Below are 22,453 nucleotides of genomic sequence, written 5' to 3'. Positions count from 1 at the left end.
CGATGGCCACTCCTCTGCGCGAACTCGACGGTCACCAGGACACCCCGACGACGCTCGCCGACTCGACGCTGATCCTCGTCGACTACCAGAACACCTACACCACGGGCGTGATGGAGCTCGAGGGCTGGCCAGAGGCACTGGATGCCGCAGCGGGACTGCTCGAGCGGGCACGCCGCGAGGGCGCGAAGGTCATCCACGTCCAGCACGACGGGGGCGAGGGCAGCCCTTACGACATCCGTGCGGACATCGGACGGATCCACGCGAGCGTGGCCCCGCTCGAGGGCGAGCCGGTGGTCGTCAAGTCGGCGCCGAACGGCTTCGTCGGCACCGACCTGGGCGACCGCGTCGACGCCGCCGGCAACGCGGATGTCATCGTCATCGGATTCATGACGCACATGTGCGTGACGTTCACGTCGGAGGGCGCCTTCCTCCGCGGCAACCGAGTCACGGTCGTGGCGGACGCCTGCGCGACGAGGGCGCTGCCGTCGGCTGCGGGAGATGTGACCGCGGCCGACCTGCATCGCGGTGCGCTGGCGACGATCGGCGATGCCTACGCGCAGGTCGTGCCGAACGCAGACGCACTGCGCTGAGCGCCGCCGTCATGATCGTCGGGGCCGCACCACAGGCCGCTATGCTCCGTGCCATGGCCTCGACGATCGCCTTCGCTCCGCTGACTCCGGACGCCGCGGGCGAGGTGATGACCCTGCAGCGCGCCGCCTATGCGACCGAGGCGCAGATCTACAACGACCCGTTCCTGCCGGCGCTGACGCAGACCCTCGCGGATCTCGAGCAGGAGTTGCACGGCGCCGGCATCGGAGCCCGTCTGAACACCCGCCTGGTCGGCGCCGTCCGCTGGACGATGCAGGACGAGGTCGCCCACATCGGACGGCTGACCATCGCCCCCGACATGCAGGGGCGCGGCCTCGGCACGCAGCTGCTGCGCGCCGCCGAGGAGGCCAGCGGAGCGCGCGTCTTCGAGCTGTTCACCGGACACCTCAGCGAGGCCAACATCCGCCTGTACGAGCGAGAGGGTTACGTCGTCACGCGTCGCGAGACGCTCCACGCCGGAGTCGACCTCGTCCATCTGCGCAAAGAAGGCTGAGCGCGCTCAGGGGACGAGAACCGCGCGCCCCTGGATCCGTCCGTGGTGCAGGTCGTCGAAGGCCTGCACGGCATCGTCCAGCGAGTAGCGGACGACCTCGACGCCGATCCGGCCGGCGCGGGCGAGTGCGACCGCCTGGCGCATGTCAGAACGCGTGCCACCGTACGCCCTCTCGATGTTGACGCCCCACGGCAGCGCCGTGCCGCTTCCCGCGACGTAGGGGAAGGATCCGCTGCCGAGGCCGACGAAGCGGATGGCGCCGCCGCCGCGCACCACCGACACGGCGAGATCGACCGTGGGCTGCACTCCCACGAAGTCGAACACCACATCGGCGCCCACGCCGCCGGTCTCGGCCAGGATCCTGGCCGCCGCCTCGCCGTCGCTGGGAATCGCGATGTCGGCGCCGTGCTCACGCGCGAAGGCGAGCTTCTCCGCATCGGTGTCGAGCGCGATGATCCGGGAACCGGTCGTCGCGGCGAGGATCTGCAGTGCCATGTGCCCGAGACCACCGAGGCCGATCGTCACGACCGTGGCGTCGCCGACGAGGCGGTCGCGGACGGTGTTGATCGCGTGCATCGGTGTGAGCGCCGCATCCGCCAGGGGAGCAGCGGCGACGAGGTCGAGATCGCCGATCGGATCGAGATGGCGCGCCTTCACGGCGATGTAGTCGGCCATCCCGCCCGGGGTGCCGATGCCGGGCGAAAGCGGCGCGAGCGCGTCGCGCGGGTATGCCACCTCGCACTGGTTGTCCCGGCCGGCCAGGCACTCGCGGCACTGCCCGCAGGACAGGATCAGCGCGACGAGCGCCCGGTCGCCCACCTGCCATCCGTGCACGTCGTCGCCCAGGCGCTCGACGGTCCCGGAGACCTCGTGTCCGAGCGTGCCGCCGATGAGCGGGTTCTCATCGCCCATGCCGATGATCGCGATGTCGGAGTGGCACAGACCGGCACCGCCGACCTTCAGCAGCACCTCATCGGCCTGGATCTCCGGAACCGGCTTGTCCAGGATCTCGACGATGTCGTTCCTGACATACGTGACAGCGCGCACGGCGGCCTCCTCCTTCTGGCCGCGAGTACGCGGCCGCAGATCGAAACGGGCGCCGATGAAACCGCCCACTCCGAGGCTACGCCGCCCCACCGAGCCTGCGCCAGGATGCCGATAGGCTCGCCGGCATGGAAGAGCGCGAAGTGCTGCTGTGCTGTCTGCTGTGGGCGGTCGACGGTCGATCGGCGGAACTGACCGCGTACGAGGATGCGGTGCTCGCCTTCATCCCCGAGCACGGCGGCGAGGTCGTGCAGCGCGCCTCGGGGAACGGCTCGGGAGAGCATCCCGACGAGGTTCAGTTGTACCGGTTCCCCTCGCAGTCCGCACTGGACTCGTACCTGGCCGACCCTCGCCGGACCGCGCTCGCCGCTCAGCGGGACGCCGCGATCGCGCGCACGGAACTGTTCCCGGTGCGGTTCCGCTGATCCGCTTCCGCGCGTACCGTGGCCGCCATGGCAATCGTGCGCATGGACAACGTGGGGATCGTCGTGGACGACCTCGACACGGCCGTCGAGTTCTTCACCGTGCTCGGCATGGAACTGGAAGGGCGTCAGTCGATAGAGGGCGACTGGGCTGAGCGGGTCGTGGGCCTGCGCGGGATGCGCTCGGAGATCGCGATGATGCGCATACCCGGCGCATCCGGCAAGCTCGAGCTCGCCACCTACCACGCACCGGAACTGCTCGGCGGGGAACCGGCGATCCCGAACACGCTCGGCTTCCACCGCGTCATGTTCGCCGTCGACGACCTCGACGAGACGATCGAGCGCCTGCGGCCGCTCGGAGGCGAGGTGCTCGACGACGTCGTGGACTATCGCGGGCTCGTGCGGCTGTGCTACTTCCGCGGCCCCGGCGGCATCGTCATCGGCCTCGCTGAGGACGCCTGAAGAGACTCAGCCCACACGGCGGCGGAGCACGCCGTCATGAAGGTCGAGCACGCGGTCCGCGCGAGCGATCATGGCCGGGTCATGTGTCGCGACGATCGCCGCTGTGCCGCGATGGTGCACGAGGTTCGCGATGAGATCCATGATCTGGGCGCCCGTCTCGCTGTCCAGCTGCGCAGTCGGCTCGTCCGCGAGCAGGATCCCAGGTGCCATCACCAGTGCCCTGGCGATGCCGACGCGCTGCTGCTGCCCGCCGGACAACTCCCCCGGGCGCTGGCGCGCGTGATCATCCAGGCCGACGTCGCGCAGCGCTTCGGCCACACGGCGATCGCGCTCCGCAGCATCTGTGCGACGGATGCGCAGCGGCACTTCCACGTTCTCGGCGGCGGAGAGCACAGGGATCAGACCCGAGGTCTGGAAGATCGACGCGATCCGCGCACCGCGCAGCGCGGCGACGTCGGTGCCCGGATCGGCGAGGTCGACGCCGTCCACGAGCACCCGACCCGAGGTCGGCCTGTCCAAGCCGCCGAGCATCGTCAGCAGGGTGGTCTTGCCCGCCCCCGATCGCCCGGCGACGACCACCAGCTCCCCCGCCGCGATGGACAGATCGGCCTCACGGACCGCCGTCACGTCGCCGCCGGGGCTGGGGAACACCCGCGACAGCGACTCGGCCTGCAGCACCGCGCTCATCACGCGCCTCCCTTCGGTTCTTCCTGTCCTGGCGCCACCCGGACATGATCGGGTTCGAGCGTGAGCTTCACACGCTCGCGCAGGTCGAGTGCCGAGACGAAGTCGACCGGCAGCTGCATGCGCCCGGCACGGTCGAGAACCGCGTACTCCTGCGCCGTGCGCACAGAGCGCCCCTCTTCGTCCGTCCCGGTGCGGCGCAGCGTCTCGGTCGACGTGCGGCCGTCGCGGATCCGCACCGTGCGCTCCACATGCTCGGTAACCCCGACGTCGTGGGTGACGATGAGCGTGGTCACCCCGCGCTCGCGGTTGACCGTCTCCATCGCGCCGAGCACCTCGGCGCTGGTGAGCTCATCGAGTTCGCCGGTCGGCTCGTCCGCGAGCAGAACCCGCGGCCGGTTCGCCAGGGCGACGGCGATCGCCACGCGCTGTCGCTGCCCGCCGGACATGTCGGCCGGGCGCTTGTCGGCGACCTCGGCGGCGCCGAGCTGCTCCAGCAGCTCATCGCCGAAGCCCGCGCGCTCCCCGCGCGGCACCACGCCCGCCACCTGGTGCACCATCGCGATGTTCTCCCGCGCGGACAGGTAAGGCAGGAGATTGCGCCCCGACTGCTGCCAGACGAAGCCGACGCTGGAGCGGCGGTACTCCAGGCGCTCCGCGCCCTTCATCGTCACCAGGTCGTGCCCGGCGACGCGTGCCGATCCGGCAGTCGGCCGGTCCAGTCCCGCGAGGATGCCGAGCAGCGTGCTCTTGCCCGAGCCGGAGGCGCCCACGAGCGCGACCATCTCACCGGTGGCCATCCGCAGCTCCAGGCCCTGCAGCGCCTGCACCTCGACGCCCTGCGCGGTGAAGATCCGCACCAGCCCCTCGCACACGATCGCTCCGTCAGCCATGTCCCGCACTCCCGTCATCATCCGTCCTGCTCATCGTCCTCGCGGATCACCGTCTCCGTGCCGAGTCGAGACGCCAGCGCGGTCGCCGCCACGACCGCGATCGTCGCGAGCACGGCGAACCCGAGCACCGCGATCAGCAGCCAGGGTCCGCCGAACTCGACCGGCGGCTGGGTGAGGCCGCCCACGAAGCCGCGCAGATCCAGCTGCGGGATCACCAGCACGGCCATCGCGATCCCGCCCCCCACGCCGAACGGCACCGCCAGCAGCAGGGCCGGCGCGACCTCCCAGGCCACCAGCCTGCCCGCGCCGCGCCTCGGCTGGCCGAGCGCGCGCAGGATCGCCAGCATCCGCGCACGGGACGGTGCGCCCAGCAGGAGCATCGCGACCACCGCCACGGCCAGCAGCACCGCCACGACGGCACTCGCCGCGAGCAGTGCGCCCTGCACGACCCGATATCCGGGGTCCGCCATGCGCGTCGCCGCGACCTGCTCTGGCGTCTGGAACGCGGCATCCCCGTCGAGTGCCTCGACCGCCGCCTCGCCGACCGTCTCCGGATCCGCGCCGGGGTCGACCGCCACGTAGAGCTGCATCACGCCGGTCGCTCGCTGCCCGAGGTCGAAGGCGTGCGCCCGATCGACGATCACCCACTGCTCGGCCGTTCCGAACGGCACCTGCGGCGGTGCGACGCCCACCACCCGCACGGGCGTGCCGTACACCTCGAGATCCGACCCGTCGGTGTCGTCCACGCCGAGGACGTCCAGTAGCGTCTGCGACACGATGACGGGGATCGCGTCGTCCGCGGAGCCGTCGAGCGCGGCGGGCAGCGGGAGTGCCGCATCCGATCCCCGCTGAACCGCTGCGAACCGATCGCGGTCCAGCGCGTACACGCGCGTCTGCGCCGTGTGGCTGCCGGTGGTGACCTCCACGCTCGATCCGCCGCTGACTCCGGCCACCGCGGCCACGCCGTCGATGTCCCTCACCCGGTCCACGGACTCCGGCGTGATGTAGGCGCTCGTGATCCGCAGGTCGGCGCCGACGCCGGCCTGCGAGGCGCGGACGATCCCGTTCGACACGGTCGCGGCGAAGGCGACCGCGAACACCGCCACGCCCAGTCCGACCACGACCGCGAACACGGGGGCGGTCCGCACCACCGCGTCGCGGCGGGCGCGCGCCGGGCCGAGAAGCCCGGCCAGTCCCGCTCGCCGCCGACCGCGGTTCTCGGCCGCCTGCAGGAGCAGCGGCAGCAGACGAAGGGCGAGGATGCTGCCGCTGGCACCCAGCAGGACGAGCAGGGCGAGCAGCAGGGGGTCTGCGCCCTCCGCGCCTCCGCGCGCGAGGATGAGCGCCGCCAGCACCGCGGTCAGCACCAGGACGAGCAGTTCCCCACCGAGCCGGACGATGCCGCCGCGCCCGGTCTGGCCGAGATCGCTGCGTCCGCGCCGCTCGACGTCGGCGAGGGTGCTCCAGGGCAGGGTGACGGCGGGCACCACGGCGAGGACGGCGGGCATCAGGAGCACCCAGGCCCCGACCCATCCGGGCCGGACCGCCGCGACACCGGCGCCGATCGCCGCGCCGAGCACACCCAGCACGGCGCCCTCTCCGCCGAGCGCTCTGATCAGGTGGCCGGTGGACGCGCCACGGGCCTGCAGCACCCGCGCCGATGCGACCCTGCGCACCGCGATCAGGCGGCCGACCAGGGCCAGGACGACCAGAGCGACCACGATGGGACCGACCACGGCGACGGTGACCACCGGAGTCATCGCATCCGCGCGCGCCATGCCCACGTCGATCGCCTGAGGCAGGCCGGAGCGCAGCGGCAGACCCCGGTTGAAGAACGCGTCGACGTCGATCGGGATGGCGACAGGGTCGGCGGCCATCAGGCGCAGCTGCGCCGAGATCTTCGGGGCGGTGTCGGCCTCGATGGCGTCCGTGGCGAACGGCATCCACGAGCTGAGCTTGATGTCGCGGATGAGGTCGGTGAGCTTCGTGATCTCGTCCACGTGCATGAACCCGGCCACGACGAGGATGCGGTCGCCGTTGGCGTTGGTCTCGATGAGCGGTTCCACCGAGCCCCCGATGAACGGCCAGTCGCCCTTGTCGTGTGCCGACGGCGTGACGATGCCGGTCAGGGTCACCGTGAGGTCGTCGTCCCAGATCCGCGGGGTGCCGACCTTCCAGTCCAACTGTTCGGCGATCGTGTCGGTGAGGGCGATCTCGATGCCGTCGATCGGATCCGTGAGCTCCGGCAATCGCCCTTCGACGAGTTCGGAGCGGCCCACGAATCCGGGGTCGGAGACCAGCGAGACCTTGTTCATGGGGACGGGCGCTGATCGTCTCGGATCCCTGTCGACGGTCGGCTCCGCATCGTGTCCGATCGTCATCCGCGGGGTGTCCAGCAGGTCGCGCAGCGGCTGGGGCTGGCTCTCGCGGTACTTCTCGAGGAGGTTCAGGGTGGGGCCCCAGACCCCGGTCTTCGGATCGGAACTGCTGCTGAGAATGGGGACGCCCGGCATCATCCCCGACGGCCACTGCGCCAGCGCCGGCAGCGAGACGACCTCGCGCTGCAGGGTGGCCGTGCGCCCCTCGGCGAGGAGCGCAGGGGCGGCGACGCCCAGATACGACAGGACGGCGATCACCACCACGATGAAGATCGACAGAGTCGGCGTGGTGAATGCGCCGCGCGCGACGACCGGCGGACGGACGCTCATGAGCCGGCCCCCAGGATCACGGGCAGCACGGTGACCGCGACAGCTGCTCCCATCGCTGCGCCTGCGATCACGGCGTAGACGGCGACGCCCGTGGTCTCGCCGGCGCGCAGTGCGCGTTGCTTCGACCGTCGCAGCCCGAGCGCGCGCAGCACCATCGGCTCGTCGCGCCGCGAGCGCGACATGGCGGAGGATGCCGCGACGAAGCCGAACACCCCGAGCACCGCGGCGATCAGAGCGCCGGCCGTCAGGACGGCGGGTGCCACCGCGGTGACCGGTGCGGAGCTCACCTGAGCGGCGGTGAGGATGCGCACGGGATGCGTCGCGTGCGCGCGCAGTCGCTCGGCGGTCGTCGCCGGGTCGTCGCTGTTCAGCCAGAGCTCGTCGGGAGCGAGTTCGACACCCGCCGCCGTCAGCATCGCCGGCTCGGTGGCGACCCCCCAGTCCGTCCCCAGGCCCGGCAGCGAGTCGACGATAGTTGTCACCCGGATCGAGACCGGCTGCGCGGCGAAGCGCACCTGCGCGGTGAAGACGGTTCCGATGTGCGCGCCCAGGCGGTCGGCGAGGCTCTTCGTGATCTCCGCCCCGACGATGTCCCCGGATCCGTCATCGATCGGTCCGGCGAGGCCGAGAGCATCCGCGGGACCGGCGAGAAGGTCGACCGCGTCAGTGCCGACCGCGAGCGGGGTGCGCAGGATGTCGGCCGCGGACGTCACGCCCTTCCAGGCGCCCGCCTCGTCGGCCGTGACGTCCACACCGCCCTCGGCGATCATCCGGACATCCCCGCCCAGCGCGGCGTCGAGGGCGCGCTGCTCGGCGGCGGATGCCACTGCCGGCGCCGCGACCGCGAGCGCGACAGAGGCCGCGGCGAGGGCGAGGCACAGGATCGCGACGGCAGTGCCGCCGATGCGGCGCGCGATCTGCCGCAGCGGCAGGATCGGCGCTATCCCGCTCGTGCGGCGCAGCAGTCTCTCCAGCAGCGCGGCGAGCGGCGCGGCGAGCACGGGCACGAGTGCGCACGCGGCGATGACGAGAAGCGCGGGAGCAGTCGCGGCCAGCGCGTCGGTGCTCCCATCCGGACGCAGGACCGAACCCCCGGAGAACAGCTGCCAGGTGGCCAGCGCCGCGAAGGCGACGGCCACCAGGGCGGGCAGGATCAGTGCGGGGAGCGTGCGCAGCCCGGCATCGCTGCGCGCGGGGTGCGCTCCGTCGGCGCCTCCGGCCACGCGCAGGGTGAACAGCACCGCGACGACAGCGGGGAACACGACGGCGCCGAGGGCGACCAGCGCGAGCGTCGTCGTCACGCTCCCGAACACCGCGAGCCCGCCCAGTGCCAGCAGAGCGCCGGCCGAAGCGAGGAGCGCCGACTCGGCTGCCGCCCCAAGCGCCAGACGCCGTCCGGATGCCCCGCGCGCACGCAGCAGGGCCACCTCCTCCTCTCGGGCGGCAGACAGCGTGAAAAGCACGACTCCCAGCACCAGGGCGCCGAGCAGCGCGATGATCAGCAGCGGCGCCACCAGCAGCCCTCTGGTGCCCGCGACCGCGAGAGCCTGGCGCTGCAGGGTGGCGCCGAGCGAGCCGACGACATCCATGTTGTGCCGGCCTTCGGGGTCGACGACCTCTGGCACGTCCTGCAGCGCGCGCACGCCGGACTGCAGCCCGGGGATCGCGGCCAGATCGGCATCGGCCGGTGCGATCTCCCACGTCACCTGCGGCGGGTCGGGAAGCTCCGACAGTGCGCCGGCCGAGACCAGTGCCGGGCCGATCACGTCGTCGTTCTCGCCGGAGACGACGGACGGGTCACCGTGCCAGGCGGGGTCGCTGGCGTCGCGAGGGGTCCAGGTGCCCACGACCCTGAGTTCCGTGGCGACGCCGTTCAGGACAGACGGGTCGGAGAGGACGATCACGTCGCCGACGCCGAGATGCGCCCGGTCGGCGGCCGCGGCCGAAAGCGCGACCTGACCGCTTGCCTTCGGCCAGGCGCCCTCGGCCAGCGTGGCGAGGACCGGGACCCGCTCGTCGTCGAGCAGCCCGATGTCGAAGCGATCCGCGCGGCTCGCTGCCCGTACGTCGGCTGTCGCCTGGCGCGCCACGACGATGTCCGAGCCGGCGAACGCCGCCGCGATCGCGTCGCGCACTGCGGCGTCCTGCTTCGCCGCATCCGACGCCTCATCGGCGACGAGGCGAACGGTGCGCGCATCGGGCTCGGCGTCCGTCATCATGCGCGCGGCGCCGTCCTGCAGCATCCGCTCGGCGACCGCGTCGAGACCGCCGATGCCGGCCACGACCAGTGCCACGACGAGGCCGACCAGCGTCAGCCGACCGGCATGCTGACCGGCCCGCCTCACTGCAAACGCCATCGTCCCTCATTCTGCACGCAACGCAGATCATCCTTACCCGGACGGCGCTCGAGCGCAATGGGTCCCATGCGCCGGGTGTCGGGCGTGCGTCACCCGCCGATCGCGGCTATCGTGGTGCGTCACGGCGTCCGGTATACCAAATGGTGATTCGGTCGACCATTTCACACGACGAAGTATGAGGAGAGAACGATGGAGAACACGGATCCCCAACCCGTGAGCGCCCCCACGGAAATGAAGGCATCGCGTCGGCAGCTGCTGCAGGGCGGCGCAGCGATCGCCGTCGCCACCGCGGGCGCCGGCCTGCTCGGCGCCGCGCCGGCCACTGCCGCATCGAGCGGCCCCGGCTCCGACTCCAAGGGACCGAAGGACGCCGAGGTCGTCGTCCTCCGCAATGTGAGGCCGTTCGGCGGGGCGACGCGCGACCTGATCTGCCACGACGGCGTGCTCGTCGACCGCGTTCCCCGAGGCACCCGCGTCTTCGAGATCAACGGCCGCGGCCGTCTCGCCCTCCCCACGCTCATCGACGCGCACATCCACCCCGCCAAGACCGGCTGGGGCGAGAAGTGGCAGAGCCGGAAGCCGGCGTCGGGCACCAAGGAGGTCGCCGCCGGCGACATCGAGTTCGCCAAGGGGCTCAGCAAGCCGACCGCGGAAAGGGCGCTGGGCCTGCTGCGCCACGCGGTGGCCACCGGCACCCGCGGCGTCCGCGCGCACGGCGATGTCGCACCCGCGTACGGGCTGTCCGAGGTGGAGGGCATGCGCGCCGCGCAGGAGAAGCTCCGCGGCATCCTCGACATGCAGATCGTAGGGTTCCCGCAGCAGGGCGTCATGGTCGCCCCCGGCACCATCGACTTGCTGGACAGGGCCGCCCGCGACGGCGTGATCGACTTCGTCGGCGGCATCGACCCGACCGCCTTCGACGGCGCCGAGTTCGCGACCCAGCAGCTGGACGCGGTGTTCGGCATCGCCACAAGGCACGGCGTGGGCATCGACATCCATCTGCACGAGAGCGGCGAGATGGGTCTGCACTCACTGCGCGACATCCTCGCCCGCACCCGTGCCGCCGGGCTCACCGACGGCCAGGTCAACATCAGCCACGCGTTCGCGATCCCCAGCCAGTCGCAGGCGGTGCAGGACGAGCTGGCCGCGGAGATCGCGGATCTGAACGTCACGCTGACGACCGTCGCGCCGCGCAGCGGCCTGCTGCCCTTCAAGAGGCTGCGCGAGCTCGGCATCCCCGTCGGCCTCGGTTCGGACGGCATTCGCGACAACTGGAGCCCCTACGGCAACGCCGACATGCTGCACCGCACCTGGATCCTCGGCTTCGTCAGCGGCGCCCGCGTGGATGAGGACCTCGTGCGCGGCTTCGACCTCGCCGCCACAGGCGGCGCCGACGTGATGGGGCTCGCCCACGCAACGCTCGAGGTCGGCTCCCCCGCCGACATGATGATCATCGACGGCGAGAACATCCCGCAGGTCGTCATCGACCAGCCGAAGCGCGACTACATCCTGCGCGGTGGCAGGGTCGTCGCGAAGGACGGCGAGATGGTGGGCTGAGTCTTCGCACCCGCCGGATCGGGGCGTCGGATGCTGCGGCGCCCGGCGCCCCCTCTCATGCCGAGCCGTCGAGGGAGCCTGTCAGTCGGCCGTGGAAGGCGCGACTGTGCGCGTTCAGCCCGATCAGCTCGACCGTCGCGCCGTGTGCGGCGTACCTGGTCTCGATCGCGTCGAGAGCGGCGACGCTGGAGGCGTCCCAGACGTGCGAGGCGGTGAAGTCGATGACGATGCGCTCCGGGTCGTCGACGTACGAGAACCGGTCCACCAGATCGTTGCTCGACGCGAAGAAGAGCGGACCGAGCACCCGGTAGTGCGCGACGGTCCCGTCGTCGGCGAGCTCCCGCTCGACGGAGGTCACGTGCGCGATCCGGCGGGCGAACAGCACGAGGGCCAGCAGCACGCCGACGCCCACGCCGATCGCGAGGTTGCCCGTCGCGACGACGACGGCGACCGTGACGAGCATCACGACGGTCTCCGAGAGCGGCATCCGCTTCAGGGTCGACGGACGCACGCTGTGCCAGTCGATCGTGCGCAGCGCGACGACCATCATCACGGCGGCGAGGGCGGCCATCGGGATCGCGGCCATCACCGGGGAGAGCACTGCCACGAGCAGCAGCAGGAACAGCCCGGCGACAACGGTCGAGACGCGGCTGCGCGCCCGGCCGAGCTGCACGTTCACGACCGTCTGACCGATCATCGCGCAGCCGGCGACGCCGCCCCAGAATCCGGCCAGGATGTTCGCGACGCCGAGCCCCCACGACTCGCGGGACTTCGAGGAGCGGCTGTCGGTGAGATCGTCGACGAGCTTCGCCGTGAGCAGGCTCTCCAGGAGGCCGACCAGGGCGGCGCCGACGGCCGTCGGCAGGATGATCTGCAGCGTCGTCAGGTCGAAGGGCACCGTCCACGGCGTGAGGCCGGGCAGCCCGCCGCTCACCGAGCCCTCGTCTCCGACGGTCGGCACGTTCAGCCCGAAGACCATCGCTGCGGCCGTGACGACCACGATCGCGACCAGAGGCGCGGGCACCGCGGTGGTGAGCTTCGGCAGCAGCACGACGATGAGGATCGTCACGGCGAACAGCGGATAGACCATCCACGGCACGTCGATCACGTGCGTGACCTGCGCCAGGAAGATGAGCACGCCGAGCGCGTTCACGAACCCGATCATGACAGAGCGCGGGATGTACCGGACGAGTCGCGCGAGACCGAACACACCGAACAGAACCTGGAGAATGCCGGTGAGCAGGACGGTGGGCAGCACGTACTCGGTGCCGTGCGCGGCGACCATCGGCGCGATCACCAGTGCGACGGATCCGGCCGCGGCCGAGACCATCGCCGGTCGTCCGCCGAGGAACGACATCGCGATGGCCAGCGTCACCGACGAGATCAGCGCCACGTCCGGCCCGACGCCCGAGATGAGCGAGAACGAGATGACCTCGGGGATCAGCGCGAGCGTGGTCACCATGCCTGCGAGCACCTCGGTGCTCAGCAGCCGTGGATGCCGCAGCACGGCGAGCGCCGGCACCTGGCCGTTGGGCAGCCGGTACGCGGCGGATGCCGGGGCTGAGGGTGCGAGGGGCATGCTGATCAGACCTGCGCGAGGGTCTGGGGCTCCTCCGGCAATGCGACCTTGAGCCGCGCCCAGGAGCGGCCCTGGGTGTCCTTGAGGATGTCGTACTCGACGTCGACGTGCGGCTCGATGGCGCTGTACTTGTCGTTCGGGGCGCCGATGACCAGCTGGAAGCCGAGGCCGCGCCAGGCGCCGATCGCGCGCTTGGTGAAGTGCGCATCGGCCTTGATCAGCGCCTCGTCCATGAACACGGGTGCGTACCGCGGGCGCTCGGCCCCGGCATCCCCGAGCTGGTAGCGCAGAGCCGCGCCGACGATGAACGCGATGAGCTCCTGCGACTCACCGCCGGACTTCTCGCCGATGTGGTCGTAGAGCGCGACGTGCTGCTTCGTGTCGACCGTGACCCGCTCCGCGCTCACCCGCACGTGGTTGCGCACGTCGATGAGGTCGGCGAAGTCGGGCGCGGAGCGCCGCAGGTGGCCGATCAGGCGCGACATCCGCCGGTAGGCGTGCTCGCGCTCCTGGTCGGTCGACGCGGCCTCGATGAGACCTCGGACCTCGCGGAGGTCGCGGCGGAACCGCTTGCGCGCCTCGGACTGGCTCTCCCGTGTGGTGATCTGCAGGCGATGGTGGTCGTCGTAGAACGGCAGGTCCTGCATGATGCCGTTGATCGGCTCGATCCGCTCGCGGATCTCCCGTAGCGCGCGGCCGAGTGTGGAGTCGAGATTCGTGAGGTCGTTGCCGGAGAGGTGCACCAGGCTGTCCCGCCACTCGCTCTCCAGCCGGTGCAGCCCGCTGGTCTCGAGCGCGTCGAGGATGTTCTCGAAGTCGTCGACGTAGAGGTCGGGGTCTGCGAGCAGGTTCGGGTTGTCCCACCGTTCCAGGAACCCGGCCATCAGCCGCCGCATGGCCTCGCGCTGCTCATGATGCGCGTCGAAGGCGGCGGCCCGGTCCTCGGTGAGCCTGGTGCCCGCGGTACCCAGTGCACCGTCGAAGCGCTCCAGCAGCACCGAGGGCGCGGCCTTGGCGGAGGGCGGGGTCGCGAAGCGCTCGTCCAGGTACTGCGCCTGCTCGGCTTCCACGGTGCGGTCCGCCGCAGCAGCCTCGTCGATCAGCGCCTGTCCGGCGTCGACGTCGTCGGTGATCCGCGCCCATCGGTCCTCGACCTGCTGCCGTTCGGCCGTCGCGGCGCCGATCTCCTCGCGCAGGCGCACGAGCAGTCTCTTGGACTTCTCGATCTGCGCGGCGATCCCTGCGATGTCGGGGTTCTCCTCGCCGACCTCGGCCTCGATGCGCTGCCAGCGCTCCTGTTCCGCGGTCAGTGCGTCGACGTCGACGCTCTCCCAGACCACGTCGACGATGCGCGCATAGGCGGCGCGCTCGGCGTCGAAGCGGTCGAGCGCGGTCTCGGCGGCGGACACCTCGGCGTCTGCACGCTCGAGCGTCGGCTGCAGCTCGGTGACCGCCGCCTCGAGCTCGCGCAGGCGGGTGCGGTTCGAGAAGCCCAGCACGTTCGCACGGCCGTGACCGCCGTGCGCGCCCTGATCTCCGCGGGACATCTGCCCTGTGATGGTCAGTGCCTGGTCGTGGCGAGCGAGCTCGGCCGCGGAGTTCACGCAGACGAAGTCGAAGCGCTCCGCGAGACGCACCTGCAACCAGCCGGTGAACGCCGTGTCGGCGTAGTCGAGGCGGCCCGGCATGCGGTCCTCCGCTCCCCCGCCGCTGGACCGCAGCCCCGTGTGCACGCCCTGGTAGGTGAGCCGGCGCGGCGTGCGCACGCCGTCGATCGCGGTGCGGAACCGGTCGAGGTCGGTCGTGTCGATCAGCACGGTGGTGGCGAAGCCGCCGAGCGCCAGGTTGAAGGCCTCCCGCCACGGCTCGTACTCGGTGCGCACCTCGATCAGCTCACCGACGAAGGGCAGCTGGTGCGGCTGGAGCCCTGCCGCCTCGGCGAGCAGCTCCCGCGAGCGGTAGAGATCAGCGGGGATGTTCCCGGCGAAACCGGATGCCTCGTCGAGTGCGCGCTCGCGCTGTGCGAGCTCGCTGCGCAGTCCGTCGCGGGTGCGCCGCGCCTCGGCCCAGGCCTCGCGGGCCCTGCCCTTCGCATCCGCATCGGCGAGCACCGCGCGACCGCGGGCGACGATCTTCTCGAACTCCGCCCTGCCACCGGCTTCGGAGCCGAGCACCCGGAGGTCGTCGTCGAGGCGCTCCCGCTGGGCGCGCGCCTCATCGAGGCGATGCTGCACGCCGCGCAGCTCGCGCTGCGCGGTCTCCAGCCGGTCGCCGCCGCGCTCGCGCAGCAGGTCGCGCAGGCCGTCGTGCTCGGTCTCGGCGGCATCCGCCTGCACGCGCTTCTCGCGCACCTGCGCGTCGAGCTCGCGTCGGCGATCGCGCAGCTCGTCCTCGACCTCGCGGAGCAGGTCCATCCGCCGCTCCGCCTTCCACAGCGAGGCGATCGAGGACGGGTCGTCGAAGACGCCGACCGCATCGATCAGCAGCATCCGCTCCGCGGCGCCGTCGATGCGGCGGCGCAGGTCGCGGATGGGCTCGAGAGCGGCGACCTGCTGGCGCGCCACCAGCATGCGCTGCTTGGTGCTCTCCAGCTCGTCGAAGTGCTGCACCACGGCGTCCGCGGTGCGCATGGTCTCGGGCTCCTCGAGCACGAGGCGCTTGTAGAGGTCGTCGACGGTGGTGATCTGCTGGCCAGCCTGGATGCGGGCGAGCAGGCTCATCGCGTTCGCTCCGGCACCGGCGGCGCCGATGCCCAGCACCGAGTGCAGCCGAGCGGAGAACTCGCGGTCGGTGCCGACCGGCTCGAGTCCGGCGGCGCGGACGGATGCGTCGGTGAGCCGCTGCGCGGCGGCCTTCTCGAGGCCGGCGAGGTCGAAGGCGCTGTTGACGGTGGCGCGCACGCGCACGGTGTCCTCCAGGACGCGAGCGCCGGCCGGGATGTACCAGGCGCGCACGGCGGTGAACCGGGAGTCGTCGTGGTCGCGCCACGTCATGGCGATCGCGGTCCAGGTGTCTTCGCCGTCACCGCGGAGCACCTGCACCTTGGTGCCCTCCTCGGTGCGGGTCTCGTCGAGCTTGCCGCGGCCGTAGGAGAGCACGTTGCGCTGCTCGTCGCCACGCGGCCGGCCGGTGACGCCGCCGTTCGACGCGCCGTTGAAGGGCGTGGTGTGCGGCATCATCAGCGCGATGTACGCGTCCATGAGAGTGGACTTGCCCGAGCCTGAGCCACCGCAGAGCAGCGTCGCCGCCGGTGAGAACCGCACCCGATGCGGGCCGCCGTCGTAGCCGCCCCAGTTCACCAGCTGGAGGTCCTCGGCGACCCACTGCTGTCCGCGGGAGGCCTCAGGGATGAGACCGAAGAGCGTGTCGACCATGGTCATGAGCTGACGTCCTCCAGGGCTTCCTCGGCGTCCGCGGCATCCGATCCCGCCAGGCGCTCGGCGGCCGTCTCGCGCAGCCAGTCGCGCAGCTCGGTGAGCTTCTCGGCGCTCAGCACGACCTCGACCAGCGGGCCGATCCGGTAGCGACCGGTGGTCTCCTCACTGATGATTCCGTCGTTCGACAGCTTGCGCATCGCGTCGCGCACCGCCTTCTGGCGGCGCGAGATGTCGCCGTCGGCGTCGGTGAAGTAGCTCAGCACGGTCTGCTCGACGTCCTCGATGTCGATCCGGGGCGCGGCCTCGCCCGCGACGCTCTCGCGCTCGTACACGGTGCGCAGGTGCACGAGCACGAGGGTCTCGGAGCGGGTATAGGGCGTGTCGCGCAACAGGATCGGGATGTCGAGCTCCTCGATGCGGATCTGCTGCTTGTACGCCAGCCCGTGCTCGTGGTCGACGACGAGCCGGATGTAGAGGTCGTTCAGGCGCGACTCGATCACCGTCTGGTTGTCGAGCAGGGTGCGCCACTCGGTGCGGTTGCGCTCGGCGAGAAGGAACCTCCGGTGCAGGATCAGCGCGAGCGTGCGGCGCACCTCGGGGTCGAGCACCCCGCGGTCGCCGGGGAACAGCTCGGCGAGGTCGTCCTCCATGGCGACGGGGGCGATGAAGCCTCCTGTCGTGGCATCCTCGATCATTCCGATTCCTTCCTCGCGTGTGCGGTCACGGCCTCGAAGGCGAACCGGCGCGCGGTGCCGTCGGGACGCACGGCCTCGACGATCGAGACTCCGTCGCCGCTCTCGAGCGCGCCGCGGTGCGCGATCTCGAGCAGGCCGAGCAGGTCGACCGGGCGGCGGGTGATGTCGGCGGCGCCCTCGAAGGCCTCACCGAGGTCGAACGTGTCGCCGAGACCGGCGACGTAGGCCTCGAGCTCGGCGTAGTGCGGACCGCCCCAGGCGCGGGTGTCGGCGTCGAGGAACTCGACGTCCTGCCCCTGCGACGCGAGCGCCGCGGGTGCCCCGGGCGGGCGGATGTCGCCGAGCGACTGCCGCAGGTGCCCGATGCTCGCGACAGGCAGCCGGCGCAGCGGCTCCACCGGTGTCTCCGGGGTGCGCGTCTGCGTCCAGGCCTGCAACCCCGAGATCACGTCGCGCAGCAGCTCGTCGACCTGACGGTCGCGGACCGGGTCGTGGGTGCGAACCTGCCCCGCGATCACGTGCGAGGCGCGGCGCTGCGCGGTGAGCACCTCCTGCACGCCGAGCTCCATGCGACGTCCGATCATGTCGAGCTCGGTGCGTTGGGTGGCGTCCAGCATCTCGGCGAAGGGGCGCGAGAGCAGGCCGTGCAGCTGTTCGGTGAGCTCGTCGATGCGCTCCGGGTCGCCGATCAGGCGCAGGGCGCCGGCGAACGCCTGCCCCTCACGAGTGGACTGCATGACCTGCTGTCCGCGCAGCAGGTACTCGCGCAACACCTCGCCGGTCGGGCGCTCGTCGCGACGCAAGTCGCGGATGACATCGCGCTGCATCGCCTTGATCGACTCCGCGACGCGGGTGAAGTCGGCGGGCAGGCCGCGGGAGAGGTGCAGGACGTTCTCGGCCTCTTCGAGCAACTCGTCGTCGGGGACGGGATCGGCGGGGCCGTTCTCGAGCGCCTCGATCTGGGCGTCGAGCGCATCGCGCTCGGCCTTCAGTCGCTTCAGACGGCGTGCGGGGTCGCCGTCGGCGTTGCCGGCGAGGCGCTCGACGGCCTCGAGCAGGGTCCGCACGCGGGAGTTGGAGACGCGGGAGCCGCCGCCGGTGAGATCCGCGATCTCCAGCGCGCGCACGGCATGCGCAGTGAGGCGGTACACCTCGGTCTCGCCGTCGATCTGCTGGCCGAGCCAACCGACCTTCACCCAGTACCGGCACACCTCACGACCGGATGCCGCCGGGAGGCGCCTGCGGTCGTCCTCGTAGCCGTCGGCACGGAGCTGGTCGAGCATCTCCCCCACCTCGACGTGCGCGTCGGCGACCGCCACGGTCGGGCGGTCCGCCGAGAACATCAGGCTGAGCGCCGAGACGACGAAGGGCGCATAGCGGCCGTGCAGCAGGTCGAGGGTCGGGGTCTTGAAGGCCGCGAGTGCGCGCAGATAGGCGACCTCTGCTCGACTACCCGTCACGCTGCTCCCGAAGATCCCTGAAAACCGTGCCGATCCCGCATGGTTCCGCGCAGAGCAGCATCCTCCAGCCTAGTGCGGAGGCGCAGCCGCGACGATCTCACACGAACCCCTCCTCGACCAGCACGCATCCGTCCTCGGTGATGACGTGCGCCTGGCCGGAACCGCCGACCACGCGCGACCAGCTCTCCACGAAGACCCGGCCCCGGTGGATCGACATGCCGAAGCCTCCGTACATACCGGGATAGCCGAACCACAGTGTCTCGAACCGCTCGAGGGCGATGACCTCCGTCGGCACCGGCCGGAACCTCACGGGATCGAGCCTCGCGATGCGCTCCGCGATCAGAGCGAGCAGGTGCCGATCCCACGCCGCGAAGCGTCGCCGCTCGCGATCATCGGGCGTGTGCACGGCGAGCGCGTCGAGCAGATGACGGTGGCCCCTCTTCTCGGCGAGGTCGATCGGGCGATCACCGTCGGCGTTCCGGAGCGAGCGCCACGCGCCACGCCGCAGGAGATCCTCGACCACCCCGGCCGGCGCGCCGAGGAAGGCGGCCTGATGCAGCGGGGCGAACCAGGACGACCCGCCGATCCGCCACTGATTGACGTCTGCACGGGTCGGGACGTCCAAGAGAGCGAACACCGCCTGCCAGTCGTTGGCCTTCGCTGCGTCCGCGAGGCGATCGGCAGCGTCGACGCGCTCCGGATTCAGTGCATCCGGATCGAGAATGCCCGGCCAATCCGCGTCGGTCATCGGCCTCTCCTTCGTCACCGGACGAAGAAAGCCCCCGGCGAACCGGGGGCTTTCGTTGGTGGACCTGAGGGGACTCGAACCCCTGACCCCCTGCATGCCATGCAGGTGCGCTACCAGCTGCGCCACAGGCCCATCTTCGCCGTGGATTCCTCCGCGGCAACCCGTTCAGCTTACAACACGATTCCGGGCGTTCGCGAATCGTGCTCGCATCCCGGGTGTTTCGCCCTCACGCGCCCGGCCGCACGGTGAGGTCGGTGATCTCCGCGTCGCGCGGAAGGTCGAGAGCGGTGAGGATGCTCGTCACGACGGACTCCGGATCGATGAACCGCTCCGGACGGTACTCCTGCCCCTCCTGCTGGTGCACCCGCTCCTGCATCGGCGTCGCGGTCCGCCCCGGATACACCGAAGTGACGCGGACACCGTTCTGGCGCTCCTCGGCACGGAGCGCATCAGCGAGAGCCTTCAGCCCGTGCTTCGAGGCGGCATAGGCCGACCATCCGGCGTGGGCGTTCAGCCCGGCGCCCGAGTTCACGAACACGATCTGCCCGCGCGAGACGCGCAGCACCGGCAGCAGCAGCCGGGTGAGCTCGGCAGGACCCATGAGATTCACGGCGAGCTGGTGCTCCCAGAGCGCGACCGGCAGATCGGCGACCGACCCCAGGTCCACGACGCCCGCCGCATGCACGACGGAGTCGATCCGCTCCGGGATCGGCTGCTTCGACAGCGCCCACGACAGTCTGCCCGGCTGCGCGAGGTCGCCGACGAGCGTCGACGCGCCGGGGAACTCCGCGGCGATCTGACGTGCTCGTCCGGCATCCCGTGCCAGCAGCACGAGCTCGTCGCCACGCTGCAGCAGCCGCCGCGCGAGAGCCGCGCCGATGCCCGAGCCCGCGCCGGTGACGAGGTGAACCGCCATCGTCAGGCGCGCTCGGCCGGCTCCGCGACACCGACCGGCACGGTCGGGCAGTCCTTCCAGAGCCGCTCCAGCCCGTAGTACTCGCGCTCCTCGGAGTGGAACACGTGCACGATCAGGTCGCCGAAGTCCAGCAGCACCCAGCGCGACTCGGCACGGCCCTCGCGGCGCACACGCCGATGGCCGGCCTCGAGCAGGCGGTCCTCGACCTCGTCGGCGATCGCGGCGACGTTGCGCTCGCTGTTACCGGTGACGAGCAGGAAGATGTCGACCAGCGGCAGCGGCTGCGACACGTCGAGCGCGACCAGGTCCTCCCCGCCCTTGTCGACAGCAGCCTGGGCTGCGACCTGCAGCATCTGGACGGAGTTCTCAAAAGCCTGCATCAAAACACATTCGTACTGAAGGCGATGACCAGCGCGGTTCCCAGCAGGAGCGCGAGGCCACCGGCGACGATCGCCAGAGTCATCATCAGGCGGTTGCCCTTTTCGGGCGCCGGGGGTCGGATGACCTCACCGGCGGGCTTGGACGTGCTGACCGCGGCACTCGCGGCGATCGGCGTCGGAGACGAGGTCGGCGGCAGCTCGCCGTCGATCAGGACGACGTCGACCTCCTTGCCGTCAGCGGTGCCGGCGTGCCCCTGCGAGCCGAGACCGCGAGGCAGCTCGTAGGTGCCGGTCACGAGCACCTCGCCCGTCGCGGCCACCGGGCCCGAGAGCGAGGCCTCGGTCGGCTGGGTGTAGATGAGAGCGCTGGGCGCGGAGTGCTGCGATCCCGTGGAGTCGCCGACGATGTCGTCGAACGTGCCCGAGAACGCCGGGATCTCGGATGCCTGCTCCGAGACGGAGCGGCCGAAGTCGGGACTGACCTGCGGACGGGGCGCCTGGACGGGCGCGGCCTGCGGCGCGGGCGCGCTCTCCACGAGAGGGGTCTTCTGCACCGGCGCGGCGGGCTCCGCGTACTCCTGGACCGGGGTCGGCGCGATCGGAGACGGCGCGATCGGGGCCGGTGCGATCGGCGCCTTGGCGACCGGCGTCTCGAACATCGCGGCCAGTGCGTCCTGGTCTCCCGACCGGGAGGGCGCCTGGACGGGAGCGACCGAGGTCTCTGCCACCGGGAACAACGGCACGTCGGAAACCATCTCGGGCTGCGGCTCGCGCACCGGCACGACCGGAATCGGGGCGATGGGCGTCGGAGCGATGGGTGCCGGTGCTGCAGGAGCACCGCCGACGCTGACGGTCTCGGGCACCTGCGCGACGACAGGATCACTCTGCATCTGGACCGAAGAGATCACCGGAACGGATGCCGTGCGGATGCGCTCCTGCTCACGGACCTGACGGCGGGTCAGCGGCGTCGTGCCGAGATCGACGGCGGCATCGGGAACAGGTGCAGGGGGCAGCGGCACCGGATCCGCTGCGCGGGGCATCACGGGCGCGGGCGCCACAGGCGCGATGGTCGCGACAGGCGCCGCGGTCGCCACAGGCGCCACGGTCGCGGCGGGAGCCGCGGGCGCGACGGCCACCTCTTCGATGACCGGCGTCGAGCCGGTCAGCCGGAGCTCCCGCATCTGCTTGCGCGTCAGCGGTGCCCCTCCGTTCTGATCCGATGTACTCATGCCCTGCTCCGATACAGATGATGCTTCGCGATGTATTGGACGACTCCGTCGGGAACGAGGTACCAGACGGGCTCGCCGGAGCGCACCCGTTCCCGGCAGTCCGTCGACGAGATCGACAGCGCCGGAACCTCGAGCTGGCTCACATCGTCACTCGGGAGTCCGTCCGTGCTCAGGATGTGCCCTGGGCGCGAGACGGCGACGAAATGAGCCAAGTCCCACAACTCATCATGGTCTCTCCAACTGAGAATTTGCGCTACGGCATCTGCGCCCGTGATGAAAAAAAGCTCTGCATCAGGTCTTTCGCGCTGGAGATCCTTCAGAGTGTCGATCGTGTACGTCGGTCCGTCGCGGTCGATATCGACCCTGCTGACGGTGAAACCAGGGTTTGAGGCCGTCGCGATGACGGTCATCAGGTATCGGTGCTCGCTGTGCGAGACATCCTTCTTCTGCCACGGCTGCCCGGTCGGCACGAAGACCACCTCGTCCAGATCGAACGAGTGCGCGACCTCGCTGGCCGCGACAAGGTGGCCATGATGGATCGGATCGAATGTTCCGCCCATCACTCCGATACGCGGAGCGCGCCGTGTGGATGTCTCCATGCGGAAGGTGGCCTCAGTGGCCGTGCCCCGCCTTGTGACCATCCTTGCCGTGGCGCTGCGCGTAGGCCTCGGCCTTGGCCGAGTGGCGGTTCGCGACGTTCTTGTACGAGAGCGTCACGAGGGCGAGCGCGGCGAACACGCACGCCGCGATGATGCCGAAGATGACGGTCTCTGCGGCGATATTGCCGTGGTGCTCCGTCTCGGCTGCTGCCATCGCGACCTGTGCGACGAGATTCATCGT

At 71.0% G+C, this 22,453-nt stretch carries 20 protein-coding genes and 1 tRNA gene; 5 read left to right on the top strand and 16 right to left on the bottom strand.

The features are described from left to right. Positions 1-2 precede the first annotated feature (2 nt). Together ACFVAE_RS01080 and ACFVAE_RS01075 are read left to right on the top strand one after the other, a co-directional pair. Positions 3-590, top strand: a complete 588-nt coding sequence (locus ACFVAE_RS01080; protein WP_378887069.1) for a cysteine hydrolase family protein — start codon at positions 3-5, stop codon at positions 588-590. Positions 591-643: 53 nt separating this feature from the next. Next, entirely contained in the window at positions 644-1,102 is a 459-nt protein-coding gene (locus ACFVAE_RS01075) for a GNAT family N-acetyltransferase (protein WP_378887068.1), read from the top strand. A 6-nt stretch (positions 1,103-1,108) separates the two neighbouring features. On the opposite strand, the gene ACFVAE_RS01070 is transcribed toward ACFVAE_RS01075, so the two are convergent. Then, the gene (locus tag ACFVAE_RS01070; RefSeq protein ID WP_378887067.1) at positions 1,109-2,149 is read right to left on the bottom strand and encodes an alcohol dehydrogenase catalytic domain-containing protein; all 1,041 of its coding nucleotides are present in this window, start codon (positions 2,147-2,149) and stop codon (positions 1,109-1,111) included. A gap of 125 nt (positions 2,150-2,274) precedes the next feature. Between ACFVAE_RS01070 and ACFVAE_RS01065 the strand changes: the two genes are divergently transcribed. Then, positions 2,275-2,571: a hypothetical protein gene (locus ACFVAE_RS01065; RefSeq protein WP_378887066.1), complete on the top strand. Its 297-nt coding sequence runs from the start codon at positions 2,275-2,277 to the stop codon at positions 2,569-2,571. A 27-nt stretch (positions 2,572-2,598) separates the two neighbouring features. Beyond that, positions 2,599-3,030 (top strand): VOC family protein, encoded by a 432-nt coding sequence (locus ACFVAE_RS01060; protein WP_378887065.1) that lies wholly within the window; start codon positions 2,599-2,601, stop codon positions 3,028-3,030. Positions 3,031-3,036: 6 nt separating this feature from the next. Here the strand turns inward: ACFVAE_RS01060 and ACFVAE_RS01055 are convergent, their stop codons facing one another. From ACFVAE_RS01055 to ACFVAE_RS01040, 4 genes are read right to left on the bottom strand one after another with little or no spacing between them, the layout of a single operon-like run. Beyond that, positions 3,037-3,717 (bottom strand): ABC transporter ATP-binding protein, encoded by a 681-nt coding sequence (locus ACFVAE_RS01055; RefSeq protein WP_378887064.1) that lies wholly within the window; start codon positions 3,715-3,717, stop codon positions 3,037-3,039. Beyond that, complete coding sequence (locus tag ACFVAE_RS01050) at positions 3,717-4,607, bottom strand: ABC transporter ATP-binding protein (protein ID WP_378887063.1); 891 nt, start codon at positions 4,605-4,607, stop codon at positions 3,717-3,719. The genes ACFVAE_RS01055 and ACFVAE_RS01050 overlap by 1 nt, the downstream gene beginning before the upstream one ends. A 17-nt stretch (positions 4,608-4,624) precedes the next feature. Further along, a complete protein-coding gene (locus ACFVAE_RS01045) occupies positions 4,625-7,315 on the bottom strand; it encodes an FtsX-like permease family protein (protein ID WP_378887062.1) in 2,691 nt (896 codons plus the stop codon). Then, a complete protein-coding gene (locus ACFVAE_RS01040) occupies positions 7,312-9,672 on the bottom strand; it encodes a hypothetical protein (protein WP_378887061.1) in 2,361 nt (786 codons plus the stop codon). The genes ACFVAE_RS01045 and ACFVAE_RS01040 overlap by 4 nt, the downstream gene beginning before the upstream one ends. 189 nt (positions 9,673-9,861) lie before the next feature. Between ACFVAE_RS01040 and ACFVAE_RS01035 the strand changes: the two genes are divergently transcribed. Continuing rightward, the gene (locus ACFVAE_RS01035; RefSeq protein WP_378887060.1) at positions 9,862-11,229 is read left to right on the top strand and encodes an amidohydrolase; all 1,368 of its coding nucleotides are present in this window, start codon (positions 9,862-9,864) and stop codon (positions 11,227-11,229) included. Positions 11,230-11,284: 55 nt separating this feature from the next. Here the strand turns inward: ACFVAE_RS01035 and ACFVAE_RS01030 are convergent, their stop codons facing one another. The 11 genes from ACFVAE_RS01030 to ACFVAE_RS00980 all read right to left on the bottom strand — a co-directional run bounded on the left by ACFVAE_RS01030 (position 11,285) and on the right by ACFVAE_RS00980 (position 22,450). Beyond that, on the bottom strand, positions 11,285-12,808 hold the full coding sequence (locus tag ACFVAE_RS01030) for a SulP family inorganic anion transporter (RefSeq protein ID WP_378887059.1): 1,524 nt from the start codon (positions 12,806-12,808) through the stop codon (positions 11,285-11,287). 5 nt (positions 12,809-12,813) lie between these two features. Next, a complete protein-coding gene (locus ACFVAE_RS01025; protein WP_378887058.1) occupies positions 12,814-16,188 on the bottom strand; it encodes an ATP-binding protein in 3,375 nt (1,124 codons plus the stop codon). Next, positions 16,185-16,880: a DUF4194 domain-containing protein gene (locus tag ACFVAE_RS01020; protein ID WP_378887057.1), complete on the bottom strand. Its 696-nt coding sequence runs from the start codon at positions 16,878-16,880 to the stop codon at positions 16,185-16,187. The genes ACFVAE_RS01025 and ACFVAE_RS01020 overlap by 4 nt, the downstream gene beginning before the upstream one ends. Continuing rightward, positions 16,877-18,340: a DUF3375 domain-containing protein gene (locus ACFVAE_RS01015; protein WP_378887056.1), complete on the bottom strand. Its 1,464-nt coding sequence runs from the start codon at positions 18,338-18,340 to the stop codon at positions 16,877-16,879. Before ACFVAE_RS01015 ends, ACFVAE_RS01020 begins: the two co-directional genes overlap by 4 nt. 97 nt (positions 18,341-18,437) lie before the next feature. Then, the gene (locus ACFVAE_RS01010) at positions 18,438-19,088 is read right to left on the bottom strand and encodes a hypothetical protein (RefSeq protein ID WP_378887055.1); all 651 of its coding nucleotides are present in this window, start codon (positions 19,086-19,088) and stop codon (positions 18,438-18,440) included. 56 nt (positions 19,089-19,144) lie between these two features. Next, positions 19,145-19,220 (bottom strand) — tRNA-Ala (locus tag ACFVAE_RS01005). Between the two features lie 94 nt (positions 19,221-19,314). After that, positions 19,315-20,004, bottom strand: a complete 690-nt coding sequence (locus ACFVAE_RS01000; protein WP_378887054.1) for an SDR family oxidoreductase — start codon at positions 20,002-20,004, stop codon at positions 19,315-19,317. Positions 20,005-20,006: 2 nt separating this feature from the next. Further along, positions 20,007-20,357 (bottom strand): ribosome silencing factor, encoded by a 351-nt coding sequence (rsfS, locus tag ACFVAE_RS00995; protein WP_378887053.1) that lies wholly within the window; start codon positions 20,355-20,357, stop codon positions 20,007-20,009. Positions 20,358-20,383: 26 nt separating this feature from the next. After that, complete coding sequence (locus tag ACFVAE_RS00990) at positions 20,384-21,613, bottom strand: hypothetical protein (RefSeq protein ID WP_378887052.1); 1,230 nt, start codon at positions 21,611-21,613, stop codon at positions 20,384-20,386. Beyond that, on the bottom strand, positions 21,610-22,212 hold the full coding sequence (gene nadD / locus ACFVAE_RS00985) for a nicotinate-nucleotide adenylyltransferase (protein ID WP_378887051.1): 603 nt from the start codon (positions 22,210-22,212) through the stop codon (positions 21,610-21,612). Before nadD ends, ACFVAE_RS00990 begins: the two co-directional genes overlap by 4 nt. Before the next feature lie 13 nt (positions 22,213-22,225). Further along, positions 22,226-22,450, bottom strand: a complete 225-nt coding sequence (locus tag ACFVAE_RS00980) for a hypothetical protein (protein ID WP_378859147.1) — start codon at positions 22,448-22,450, stop codon at positions 22,226-22,228. Positions 22,451-22,453: the final 3 nt, after the last annotated feature.

Origin of the sequence: Microbacterium sp. NPDC057659, assembly GCF_042799915.1 — a bacterium.
Taxonomy (GTDB): Bacteria; Actinomycetota; Actinomycetes; order Actinomycetales; family Microbacteriaceae; genus Microbacterium.
The sequence above is the reverse complement of the archived record's forward strand: the minus strand, read 5'-3'. Positions and strand labels throughout refer to the sequence as shown.